Source organism: Vibrio sp. 1457 (genome assembly GCF_033340195.1).
GTDB classification, from domain to species: domain Bacteria; phylum Pseudomonadota; class Gammaproteobacteria; order Enterobacterales; family Vibrionaceae; genus Vibrio; species Vibrio alginolyticus.
In genome coordinates, this window is record NZ_JAWOWA010000001.1 from 179,311 (window position 1) to 190,947 (window position 11,637).

The following is an 11,637-nucleotide window of genomic DNA, read 5'->3' on the forward strand; positions in this document are numbered from 1 at the left end:
GAATCCATGTTAAGAGCGCTGTATTTAGTCATTATCGCAGTTTGTATTTTGCCTACCATTCCGGGACTACTTGGAGTGGTGGTCTCTGCGCTCGGTTATGTACCTCCTATCGGTCTACACCACTTTTCTTTTGATGGCTTCAATGCCGTCTTTGATTGGGAAGGTGTTTGGACATCCATCGGGCTTACTTTCTACTCCGCCATTTTCAGTAGCTACTTGGCTTGCTTCATCACGTTTGCCATTCTACAGGCGTCTTGGGGCAGCAAGTTTTGGCGAAAAATTGAAGTTAGCCTTTCCCCACTTCTCGCTATGCCGCACGTCGCGTTTGCAATTGGCTTTGCGTTCTTGTTTGCCCCAACTGGTATGGGCGTTCGTGTTCTCAACCAACTGTTTGGTTACGACCAGAATGCACAAACGGTGAATGACTTAGCATTGCTGATTAAAGACCCACATGCACTCGGTTTGGTCATCATGCTTGCGATTAAAGAAGTGCCGTTTTTATTGTTGATGAGTATTCCGATCCTTCAGCAATTGAAAGTCGATAAGGTTGAAAAAGTCAGTCACTCGATGGGCTACAGTTCCGCGCAAACGTGGTGGAAATGCGTATTTCCGCAATGGTTAGCAAAACTTCGTTTCCCAATGCTGGCGGTATTGGCTTACAGTTTGTCCGTTGTCGATGTCGCCCTGATTATTGGCCCTACCAACCCACCGACGTTCGCGGTTTTGGTATGGCAATGGTTTAACGATCCAGATTTATCGCTCCTACCAAGAGCTGCCGCTGGCGCAGTAATACTGTTTGCGATCGCTAGCGTTTTGATTGGATTTGCACGCTTAATGGAATGGTGTATTACCAAAGGCTTCAAACGCTGGCAGTACTCTGGTCGAAACGGGTTTCGTTTACCCGGTAAAACCCTATTTTCACTGATTGCTCTACTTGCACTTCTAATGATTCCACTCATGGTGCTGTGGAGCTTTGCCCAACGTTGGCGCTTTCCAGATTTGCTCCCAAGCCGTTACAGCCTGCGTTTTTGGGAATACGAATGGCACAGTATTCTAGGGACTCTAGAACAAAGTATGTCAATCGCCCTGATCAGCGCGACTGTCGCGCTAGTTCTTGCTTTAATAGCACATGAGTATCGTCTCCATTATCGCTGGCAGGTGCCCGGTTACATCATCGCCATCCCGATGCTGATTCCTCAGCTATCCGTGCTATTCGGTATGCAAGTGGTAACACTGTACTTAAACAGTAACGCGTATTTCTTTTGGGTATGCTGGGCGCATGTATTCTTTGCGTTCCCATTTATTTACCTCTCGCTAGACGGTCCGTGGCGCAGCTTCGATAACAGCTTAACTCGCGTCGCACTCAGCTTGGGTAAAACACCGATGCAAGCTTGGTTAAAAGTGAAACTACCAATCCTCCTGCCTGCGATTGCATTCGCATGGGCTATCGGTATTAGCGTAAGTCTGGCGCAATACCTACCGACATTGGTGCTAGGGGCTGGGCGCATTAGCACCATCACAACCGAAGCCGTTGCACTATCCAGTGGTTTTGACCGACGTGTCACCGCTATTTACGCTATTTGGCAAGCTCTGCTGCCATTCTTGTTCTTCTCTTTTGCGATACTGCTTAGCCACTTGCACAGGAAGTATCGCCGCTTGTCTATAAAAGGTTTACTACTGAATGAGTCTTTGTCTCGAAAACCTCGCCATCCGTAAAACCAATGGTGACGCGCTTTTTTCAGCGTTCAACATGACCGTAGAGAAAGGTGAAATTGTTACTCTGATGGGACCAAGTGGTTGTGGTAAATCCACTTTGTTGGATGCCATTGCCGGGCACCTATCCGCCGAGTTCAACTACTCTGGATCCATTACGCTTGATAACGAAAAGTTGGATGCCCTCCCTGCCCATAAGCGTCAGGTCGGTATTCTATTCCAAGAAGATTTGCTCTTCCCTCATTTAACGGTGTGGGAGAACCTTGCCTTCGCGCTACCAAACTCAATCAAAGGTGAAGAGCGTAAAGCTCACGCTATGCAAGCGCTGAAGAACATTTCATTGACCAAACTAGCAGAGTCCTTTCCTGACCAAATTTCGGGAGGGCAACGCGCCCGTATTTCATTGACTCGTATGCTGCTAGCAAAGCCGAAAGTTGCGCTACTTGATGAGCCCTATAGCAAGTTGGATAAAGACCTGCGTGTACAATTTCGCAATTGGGTGGTCGAACAATTGCAGCAAGCGAACATTCCTACTTTGATGGTAACGCACGATGAAGATGATATCCCTGATGGCAGCCGCTGCCTAAACTGGCCGTGGGAGACAAGTCATGCTTGATAGCCTGAGTATAAAGCTCATCCGCAAACCGCTGGCACTCAGTGCGACATATATCGATAAATGTGGCATCACCGCAAATCAGACGACAGTATTTGGTTTTGTGCTTGGCTGTTTTGCCCTGCCTGCTTTGATCGCCGAACAGTACTTGTTGGCGTTGCTGTTTATTTTGCTGAATAGAATCTGTGATGGGTTAGACGGTGCACTGGCAAGGATTCAAGGCATTACCGATGCGGGTGGCTTTCTTGATATCAGCTTAGATTTTTTGTTCTATTCGTTGATTCCTTTTGGCTTTGTGCTTGCCAACCCAGAACACAATGCCGTTGCAGGCGCATTTTTGATTTTTTCCTTCATCGGCACTGGTAGTAGCTTTTTGGCTTTTGCCATCATGGCAGGAAAACAAGGCATCGATAATCCGGTATATAAAAACAAATCGCTTTACTACATGAGCGGCTTAACCGAAGGTACAGAAACCATTGGCTGCTTGGTTTTATTTTGTTTGCTACCGCAACACTTTGCCGTCATCGCGTATATCTTTGGCGCGGCATGCTGGTTTACTACTTTTACACGTATTTATTCAGGGTTTCATACGCTTAACGATCATTAATACTGCTTAGACAATCGCGTTTCCTTAAGGGACAGGCCGCTAAGCCACTGTTTTATAAAGCATCAAAACGCAGGTTAAATTGGGGTATATACTCTTTGAATGAAGAAACCATTCGGAGGCTATATGAAAAAACAGATCAATTTAGGCATGTTGCTCACCATTACTTGTGCGCTCGTGCTTGGCGGCTGTAGCTCACCTAACCCGTACGGAGATGCATACGGCTCATCCGACACTCGCAAAGTTCAGCAGGTTTACTACGGCACAGTAGAAAAAGTAGAACCCGTAACCATTGATGCCTCTACCCAATCCAATGCCATTGGCACCATCGCTGGTGCTGCCGTGGGGGGGGATCTTAGGCTCAAAAGTTGGGGGCGGTTCTGGCTCGGATATCGCTGCCATTGGTGGTGGTCTATTGGGTGGCTATGCAGGCAGCAAAGCGGCTGAAGCAACCGCGAAACGAAATGGCGTGAATCTGACCATTCGTTTAGAGGACGGAAAGATTATCTCTATTGTTCAAGAAGCAAATCCAAACATGATTTTCCAACCAGGCCAAGCGGTCCAAATCAATGTTTCTGGTAATGACGCTAGAGTCGTTCCTCGTTAATTCGGACGAACCAAACCTTTGGCCTGCTTTAATTCAAACACCTAACCCGCGCAAGCTTACATCACTGGCTTGTTAACTTGCGCGTTTCTTTTCGTATCAAACTTGATCGTCGTCAATGGAACATCAATCTCCCACACCTTTCGATGTTCAAATGACATCAAGTTGCTAGCATGAGCCCATTCCAGATAACTTTGGGCTTGTTATGACTCCGACTGTTGACCACGTACTCCTTAATATCGCGCTAAACCTCAGCTCAAATCGCTCTCACGAGCAGCAATATCAAAATCTTATTGATGGGGTCGCGCAAGTATTCCCATGTGATGCGAGCTGCCTGTTTATCTTCGATGAGGATGGGTTTCTAACTCCTGTCGCGGTAAAAGGCTTATCCAGCTCGGTCTTAGGTCGTCGCTATTTCCCCAAGGCGCACCCTCGCTTAGATGCCATTATTCATAGCCGTGAACCGGTGCGTTTCGATGCCGATTGTTCACTGCCGGATCCTTTCGACGGCACACTATTAACTGAAGACCAATGCATTGATGTTCACGATTGCATGGGCTTTAGCTTGTATGTCGAAGGCCAACTTGTTGGCGCACTAACGATGGATGCACTAACGGTGGGCGCGTTTGATGACATTGACCCTGTCGCTATCGAAACCTTTGCGGCTTTGACCGCTGCGACATTGCGTAACATTGCTCAGTTAAAAGCGCTCAAAGCGCAAAACCAGAAGCAAAAAAGCGTCACTCAAACCCTTATCCAACAAGCCCGTTCTCAACATGGCGAAATGGTGGGTTTGAGTCCGCAGATCAACCAGTTACGAAACAACATTGCGACTGTTGCTCAATCAGATTACGCAGTACTTATCACAGGAGAGACAGGTACTGGTAAAGAACTGGTCGCGCACTCGGTACACGCGCAATCTCATCGTAGCGATAAGCCGATGATTTACGTAAACTGTGCGGCCCTGCCTGAAGGTCTGGCTGAAAGTGAACTGTTTGGCCATGTCAAAGGCGCATTTACAGGTGCTAATAGCCACCGTGCCGGTAAGTTTGAACTGGCAGACGGTGGAACGATTTTCCTTGATGAAGTGGGCGAACTGCCTTTGATTTTGCAAGCAAAATTGCTGCGCGTAATTCAGCAAGGCGAGCTGCAACGTGTGGGTAGCGATCAGCATTTGATGGTCAATGTGCGCATCATCGCCGCGACCAATCGACAATTAGAAAAAGAGGTCGAAGCTGGCACGTTTCGAGCAGACCTATTCCACCGTTTAAACGTATTCCCAATCCAAGTCCCCCCACTTCGTGCCCGTGACGGGGATATTCCCGTTTTAGCAGGATATCTGTTAGAAAAGGTACGCCAACAATTTAATGCGCCCAATCTGCACGTTCACCCTAAAGTGTTGACTCAACTGGAGTCTTTACCTTGGTACGGAAACGTACGCGAGCTCGAACACACTTTAACTCGCGCGGCTTTACACGCTATTCAACAAGGTGCAAGCACGATCATGCTTAACCATTTTGACACCTCACTGGCTCTCGATGATGTAAAAAACACATCGCATTATCTGCCTAAAGAAAGCCAACCAATGCGAGAGCTAATAGAAAGCTATCAACGTGATTTAATTGAACATGCTTTGAGCCAAACTGGTGGGGTTTGGGCAAAAGCAGCGGAGTTTTTACAAATGGATCGTGGGAACTTATATCGGATGGGTAAAAAGCTCGGGATCAATAAATAACCAACCACAAGAAGCCGATGTAATTAAGACATCACCCCCGTTGTCTTAATTACATCAATCATTCGCCTAAAAACAATAAAATCCTATATAAATCAACAAAATAAAAATTGGCACACATTCTGCTCTCTAGTGGTCAACATCACGACTATTAAAACAATCACTGGAGAACCCAATATGTTCTGTATTCAATGTGAACAGACAATTCAAACCCCTGCTGTTAAAGGTTGTTCTTTTGCACAAGGTATGTGTGGTAAAACTTCTGAAGTATCTGACCTTCAAGACGTGTTGGTTTACACACTGCAAGGGGTTTCTTTTTGGGCATCAAAAGCACTTGAATTCAACATCATTAACGATGAAATCAACCAATGGGCACCAAAGGCATTTTTCTCTACGTTGACGAACGTAAACTTTGACCCTGAACGTGTCCTAGAGCTAACTTCTCAAGCGGCAACGTACAAAGCATTGCTAAAAGAGCAAGTAATGTCTGCTGCAACACTCGCCGATACCGAAGTTGCTGACATCCCTGTTGTTGCTCACTTTGAGCTACCAAATAGCGCAGAAGCAATCTTAGCTTTTGCTCCTCAAGTCGCGGTTAACCGTGGTAAGGACCAAGTACATGAAGATGTTATTGGCCTACGCTTACTTTGCCTATACGGCCTTAAGGGTGCCGCAGCATACATGGAGCACGCACGTGTTCTTGAGCAAACCAACAACGATATCTATGCCGAATACCATGAAATCATGGCGTGGTTGGGTACAGACCCTGAAGATCTTGGTGAACTACTTGATTGCTCAATGCGCATCGGCCTGATGAACTACAAAGTGATGGAAATGCTCGACCAAGGTGAAACAATGACCTTCGGCCATCCAGAACCAACCACGGTGAACGTCAAGCCAGTAAAAGGCAAATGTATTCTTGTTTCTGGCCATGATTTGCATGACCTAGAAAAAATCCTGCAACAGACTGAAGGCAAAGGCATTAACGTTTACACCAACGGTGAAATGCTACCTGCACACGGCTACCCTGAGCTGAAGAAATACCCTCATCTTGTCGGAAACTACGGCAGCGCATGGCAAAACCAGCAGAAAGAATTCGCAAACTTCCCTGGCGCAATCGTAATGACGTCAAACTGCTTGTTGAATCCAAATGTGGGTCAATACGCAGACCGTTTATTCACGCGTAGTATTGTTGGCTGGCCTGGTGTTGCTCACATCGAAGGCGATGATTTTAGCCAAGTGATTGAATGTGCTCTAGCGCAAGATGGTTTCCAACACAATGAAATCGAACACCACATCACGGTTGGTTTTGGTCGAAATGCACTGATGAACGCCGCCCCTGCGGTTATCGACCAAGTGAAGCAAGGCAACATCAAGCACTTCTTCCTAGTCGGCGGTTGTGATGGTGATAAAGCGGAACGTAGCTACTACACCGATTTTACGGCTGAAGCGCCAGAAGATACGCTCATCCTGACGTTGGCGTGTGGTAAGTTCCGCTTCAACAAGAATACGTTTGGTGATATCAACGGCATCCCTCGCCTATTGGATGTGGGCCAATGTAACGATGCTTACTCTGCAATCCAGCTTGCACTTGCACTGGCGAAAGAGTTTGACTGTGACATCAATGAACTACCACTCACGCTTGTGCTTTCTTGGTTCGAGCAAAAAGCGATCGTTATCTTGCTAACACTATTTGCATTGGGCGTGAAAGGCATTTACACAGGCCCTACTGCACCGGCATTCCTAACGCCAAACCTAATCGCCATAATCCAAGAGAAGTTCGATATGCGCAGTATTGGCAATGTTCAGGATGATCTAAAAGCCATCCTAGCAGCTTAATAAACTTGCTTGTTCGCGCCTCCTTACGAGGAGGCGCTAACTATTTCGAACCAAAAATAGCCACAACCAAAGAGATTGTTATGTTTTTTGAATGGCAAGGTAACCAACCCGTCACACTCCGTTGCATCGACAAATACTTCGAAACACACGACACCGTCAGCATCAAATTGGCTGAACTAACCGAGTCACTTTTGTTTCAGTTTAAGCCTGGCCAGTTTATTAACTTGGGCGTGGAAATTGATGGAAAAATGGAGTTTCGCGCCTATTCAATCAGCTCTATCAATGAAGACGATCACCTTCAATTCACCATCAAACGAGTATCTGGCGGTAAAGTATCGAACTACATCGTTGACTCGCTGCTGCTCGGTGATACTGTTCAAGCATTACCACCAGCAGGCGAATTCAACTGCATCGACCATCCACCCGTGTTACGTGATGGCGAAACAAAAGCCTTGCTTATCAGTGCAGGTTGCGGCGTCACGCCCGTATTTTCGATGGCAAAGCACTGGCTGAGTAATCAAGATGAAAACGACAACGATGTGGACATCGCATTTCTTCATATCGCACGCAGCCCCGAAGAGACGATTTACTACGATCAGCTAGAAACGCTCGACGCCGTATATCCCAACTTCCATTTAAAGCTGTTGCTGAAAAACCGCGAAGGAACGTCACACCCACAAGGTCGTTTGAATGCCGACTGGATTAAAGAGCTTGTTCCTGATTTCAAGCAACGCACCGTTTACCTGTGTGGTCCAAGTCAGTTTATGCAAGATGTTCACGGCTATTTGAATGATCTTGGTTTTGACATGACGAACTTCTACCAAGAGAGTTTTACGCCAGCGACTGGCGCAGAAACATCGGTCTCCGATGAGACGGTTAACGTTTCTGTTCCTGATTTTGCTCAAAGCATCGATGCGCAAAAAGGTCAGGTACTGGCCGATGTGCTCGAAGGCGCAGGTTTACCATTAATCGTCGCTTGTCGTAGCGGCATTTGTGGCTCGTGCAAATGCAAGGTTCGTCAAGGCAGCATCTCTTCCACCAGCCTAGAAACATTAACGCCAGAAGAAATTGAACAAGGCTATGTGCTCGCCTGCTCATCAACCATCGAAGCGGATCTTGAAGTGCAGATTGGTTAGTTTTCCAAATACAAAAAAGCGCCGCGATACGTCTGTTTAGATGTTTCGCGGCGCTTTTTGTTTAATTTTTCTTCTATTGCGACAGAGAGTTTTTTAGCTGAATAGCAACACTTTCAATGCCGCTTCACTGTCCACGTCCGTAAACTCTGGTGGGTTATCCAGACGCTCACGGAATGTCAACTCTGGCGCTTCTTCTTTCATGCTTTCAATCAAGAAGTCGCTTGTCACAGATGGCGAGTTCACACATGCCATCACTTGACCGCCTTCTGCCAACAAATCCGGCAACCGACGTAAAATCTTTTTGTAATCTTTAGTCAGCGCAAAGCTGCCTTTCTGGAATGAAGGCGGATCGATGATAATCAAGTCATACTGACCAGATTTCTTAATCTTACCCCACGATTTAAAGATATCGTGCCCCATAAAGCTTACCTGGTTGATGTTATGACCATTTAGCTTGTGGTTCTCACGACCTTTAGACAGCGATGCTTTCGCCATGTCGACGTTAACCACTTTATCTGCTCCACCCGCAATGGCAGCGACAGAAAAGCCACAGGTGTAAGCAAACAAGTTAAGCACGTTCTTATGCTTCGCATTTTCGCGTACCCAATCACGACCGTAGCGCATGTCCAAAAACAGACCGAAGTTTTGATTGCGGCCAATATCCAATTGGTATTTCAAACCGCTTTCTTCAACGACAGGGCGAGCGTCTAATTCACCGACAAGCACTTCTGAAGGCGCACCATCGGCATAACGGTGCTGAAGAACCATAGTGCGACCTTGCTTGTCTGCCCACAGTGGTGATTGTGCCAACGCATTGAGGCCGTTTTTCAGCTCAGCGAGAAACGCGTCGTCGACTTCTTTAAACAAGTTGATAATCACCTGACCTTGTAACCAATCACAGGTGATTTGCTCTAGGCCCTCAAAACGACGGCCACGACCATGAAACAGTCGACGAATTTCGTTAGGAGCTTGCGCGAGCTCGGTTTCTAGATGCTGAAAGAACAGCGGAAGTTGTGATGCTTGCATCGAGTTCTCTTATTAGTTTTCTTTGTGACGGTTATTTGGTCGTAGGCCAGCTCAGTTCCCAAGGGGAAAGCCAAGTATCCAAACCCTGAGAGACGATTTCATTGTGCCATTTGTTACCCAGCACTTGGTATTCTCGTGGATCGCAAACAAAGCGATATTGCTCATCTCGGTATTGGAAGCAAAGTGAAAATGCATGCAGGTAACCGCGATCAGCCTCATTGCCTGCATTGTAAATCGGGTCGCCAACAATACCTGAGCCAACCGATTTTAATGCCACGCGGATTTGATGCGTTTTACCAGTGTGTGGCTTACATAAAAATAGGCGCTCTCCGGGCTCTGCCGCAAGAGAGAAAAAATGGGTGACGGCTGGGTTATTTTTGCTGTTGACCAGCTTCCATGATGAACGGCGCGAACGCTCCATATCACCAACGACCAAACCTTGTTTCTTTTTCGGCTTTTTAGAGCCAATCGCTAGGTAGAACTTTTCTACTTGGCGGTCAGCGAAGGCTTGCGATAACGCACTGGCCGCTTTGGCATTGCGTCCGAGGAGCAGAATACCCGATGTCATTTTATCCAAGCGATGGATAAGATAGAGCTGCTGATCACCACTCTGCTTAGCCACTTCTTGCAGCAGCATTGTGTCGCCATCGTCTTTATGAACAGAGGCGTTGGGATGCTTATTGATGATCAGAAAATCGGGATGGGTATGTAGAATATCGAACATAAAAAACTGGCTCCACGTTTGGAGCCAGCAGTATACATAAGTTATCGAGGCTTGCCCCCAAGGTATTTGCTAAAGCTTCTTCGAGAAAATGCCAGCAAGACCAATGATTGCGATACCCAGCAGCATGATTTCACCTTTGCCACTATCAAAGCCAGACTTAATCCCCATGAAGGCAACAATAGCAATCGCAACAGGAATCAGGTATTTAACTAGGTTGTACCACAATCCAAATAGCGGGAAGGATACTTCGCCGTCATTAGTGATCTCTTTTTCTAACTCAGCACGGCTTAGGCGCCATCCTGCAAAGATACACACCAACATACCACCAACCGCTAAGAAGATTTTGTCCGTTAGTAAGTCGAAGATATCAAAGGCACCGGTACCAAACAGCGTTGGTCCCATTCCACCTAACGATAGTGACGCAAAAATACATAATGCCGCCATAACTGCACTTGCAGACAGAACTGCGTTAGAGCGCTTCATGCCTTTCTCGTCGATTAGGTAAGACACGACAACTTCCAATAGTGATACTGAAGAAGTTAATGCCGCCACCGTCAAACCGATGAAAAATAGCAACGCGAATAGCAACCCAATCACTCCGCCCATTTCAGCAAATAGCTGAGGAACGACAACGAATACAAGACCAGGGCCTGCTGCAGGCTCCATGCCAAAGGCAAACATTGCTGGGAACATAGCAACACCAGCAAGAATCGCGACACCTGTATCCATCGCAGTAACCATACCGGTTGTTTGAACTAGGTTCTCTTTCTTCTTCAGGTAAGAACCGTACGTCATCATACAACCCATACCTAAGCTAAGTGAGAAGAACGCCTGCCCTAGTGCAGCAAGAACTACGTTGCTGTCGACTTTAGAAAAGTCCGGCATGAATAAGAACTCAAGGCCAGCCATTGCACCTGGCAGCATCAAGCCTTTAACAGAAACAACGATTAGGATTAAGAACAGAAGCGGCATCAGAACCTTACCGGCTTTCTCAATACCACCCGAAATCCCTTTCATCACGATCATGACGTTAAGGAACAGGTAAACACCCATCCACATTAAAGGTTGAATCGGATCTGAGATGAAACCGCCAAAACTGTCGCCAATTGCTTCTGGCGCGCTGAGTAGACCACCACCCACTTTAAAGATGTAGGCCAATGCCCAACCACCAACCACAGGGTAGAAGCCCATGATCAAAAGACCACTGAAGACTCCCATAACGCCAGTGAACGTCCAGCGTCGGTCAGTTGTTTTGAATGCACCTACGGCAGAAAGACCTGTCTTACGACCAATAGCGAACTCTGTCAGCATCACGCTAAAGCCGATAAAAATTACAAAGATAAGATAGATAGCAACGAATGCACCGCCGCCACTCTCACCTGCTGTGTAAGGGAATTTCCATATATTGCCTAAACCGACAGCGGAACCCGCTGCTGCCATTACGAAGCCTAGTTTAGACCCCCACGTATCACGTGGTGCTGCTGTATTAGTTGTAGCCACGCTTTTTCTCCAAAATTAGTTTGTTGTGTATGCATAGAGATAGGCGTCTAAAAAGTTTATGTAAAAATTATTGTACACTTATAAAATAAGCGTTCGACGCACTATGTCTAGAAAGTAAAGCAGCTCCCCTTTAAAATTGGAACCCC

The 11,637-nt window shown here is 46.7% G+C and carries 9 protein-coding genes and 1 pseudogene; 7 read left to right on the plus strand and 3 right to left on the minus strand.

Annotation, left to right across the window (positions count from 1 at the left end; genetic code table 11):
• Positions 1–6 precede the first annotated feature (6 nt).
• The 7 genes and pseudogenes from R7Z41_RS00820 (at position 7) to R7Z41_RS00850 (ending at position 8,241) form a co-directional block, all read left to right on the plus strand.
• The gene (locus R7Z41_RS00820; RefSeq protein WP_206969792.1) at positions 7–1,716 is read left to right on the plus strand and encodes an ABC transporter permease; all 1,710 of its coding nucleotides are present in this window, start codon (positions 7–9) and stop codon (positions 1,714–1,716) included.
• Positions 1,682–2,329 (plus strand): ATP-binding cassette domain-containing protein, encoded by a 648-nt coding sequence (locus R7Z41_RS00825; protein WP_149191908.1) that lies wholly within the window; start codon positions 1,682–1,684, stop codon positions 2,327–2,329. Before R7Z41_RS00820 ends, R7Z41_RS00825 begins: the two co-directional genes overlap by 35 nt.
• Positions 2,322–2,933, plus strand: a complete 612-nt coding sequence (locus R7Z41_RS00830) for a CDP-alcohol phosphatidyltransferase family protein (RefSeq protein WP_005386693.1) — start codon at positions 2,322–2,324, stop codon at positions 2,931–2,933. The genes R7Z41_RS00825 and R7Z41_RS00830 overlap by 8 nt, the downstream gene beginning before the upstream one ends.
• A 123-nt stretch (positions 2,934–3,056) precedes the next feature.
• Positions 3,057–3,537: pseudogene (locus R7Z41_RS00835) on the plus strand (glycine zipper 2TM domain-containing protein).
• A gap of 202 nt (positions 3,538–3,739) precedes the next feature.
• Positions 3,740–5,269, plus strand: coding sequence for a nitric oxide reductase transcriptional regulator NorR (gene norR, locus R7Z41_RS00840; RefSeq protein WP_005486909.1), 1,530 nt, complete (start codon positions 3,740–3,742; stop codon positions 5,267–5,269).
• 174 nt (positions 5,270–5,443) lie between these two features.
• Positions 5,444–7,105 carry a hydroxylamine reductase gene (gene hcp, locus R7Z41_RS00845; protein ID WP_005378097.1) on the plus strand — a complete coding sequence of 554 codons (1,662 nt, stop codon included), beginning with the start codon at positions 5,444–5,446 and terminating at the stop codon, positions 7,103–7,105.
• A gap of 80 nt (positions 7,106–7,185) precedes the next feature.
• On the plus strand, positions 7,186–8,241 hold the full coding sequence (locus tag R7Z41_RS00850; protein ID WP_053303195.1) for a hybrid-cluster NAD(P)-dependent oxidoreductase: 1,056 nt from the start codon (positions 7,186–7,188) through the stop codon (positions 8,239–8,241).
• A gap of 93 nt (positions 8,242–8,334) precedes the next feature.
• On the opposite strand, the gene R7Z41_RS00855 is transcribed toward R7Z41_RS00850, so the two are convergent.
• The 3 genes from R7Z41_RS00855 to R7Z41_RS00865 all read right to left on the minus strand — a co-directional run bounded on the left by R7Z41_RS00855 (position 8,335) and on the right by R7Z41_RS00865 (position 11,431).
• Positions 8,335–9,267 carry a class I SAM-dependent methyltransferase gene (locus R7Z41_RS00855; protein ID WP_053303196.1) on the minus strand — a complete coding sequence of 311 codons (933 nt, stop codon included), beginning with the start codon at positions 9,265–9,267 and terminating at the stop codon, positions 8,335–8,337.
• A 31-nt stretch (positions 9,268–9,298) separates the two neighbouring features.
• Positions 9,299–9,991: a TIGR01621 family pseudouridine synthase gene (locus R7Z41_RS00860; protein ID WP_225477397.1), complete on the minus strand. Its 693-nt coding sequence runs from the start codon at positions 9,989–9,991 to the stop codon at positions 9,299–9,301.
• 69 nt (positions 9,992–10,060) lie between these two features.
• A complete protein-coding gene (locus tag R7Z41_RS00865; protein ID WP_042522154.1) occupies positions 10,061–11,431 on the minus strand; it encodes a sodium-dependent transporter in 1,371 nt (456 codons plus the stop codon).
• Between the last annotated feature and the right edge of the window lie 206 nt (positions 11,432–11,637).

What these genes read in the sequence shown, in the direction of transcription:
- R7Z41_RS00865 (WP_042522154.1), bottom strand. Translation starts at nt 11,431, where the DNA reads ATGGCAGCAGCGGGTTCCGCTGTCGGTTTAGGCAATATATGGAAATTC.
- norR (WP_005486909.1), top strand. Translation starts at nt 3,740, where the DNA reads ATGACTCCGACTGTTGACCACGTACTCCTTAATATCGCGCTAAACCTC.
- R7Z41_RS00860 (WP_225477397.1), bottom strand. Translation starts at nt 9,991, where the DNA reads ATGTTCGATATTCTACATACCCATCCCGATTTTCTGATCATCAATAAG.
- hcp (WP_005378097.1), top strand. Translation starts at nt 5,444, where the DNA reads ATGTTCTGTATTCAATGTGAACAGACAATTCAAACCCCTGCTGTTAAA.
- R7Z41_RS00850 (WP_053303195.1), top strand. Translation starts at nt 7,186, where the DNA reads ATGTTTTTTGAATGGCAAGGTAACCAACCCGTCACACTCCGTTGCATC.
- R7Z41_RS00825 (WP_149191908.1), top strand. Translation starts at nt 1,682, where the DNA reads ATGAGTCTTTGTCTCGAAAACCTCGCCATCCGTAAAACCAATGGTGAC.
- R7Z41_RS00820 (WP_206969792.1), top strand. Translation starts at nt 7, where the DNA reads ATGTTAAGAGCGCTGTATTTAGTCATTATCGCAGTTTGTATTTTGCCT.
- R7Z41_RS00855 (WP_053303196.1), bottom strand. Translation starts at nt 9,267, where the DNA reads ATGCAAGCATCACAACTTCCGCTGTTCTTTCAGCATCTAGAAACCGAG.
- R7Z41_RS00830 (WP_005386693.1), top strand. Translation starts at nt 2,322, where the DNA reads ATGCTTGATAGCCTGAGTATAAAGCTCATCCGCAAACCGCTGGCACTC.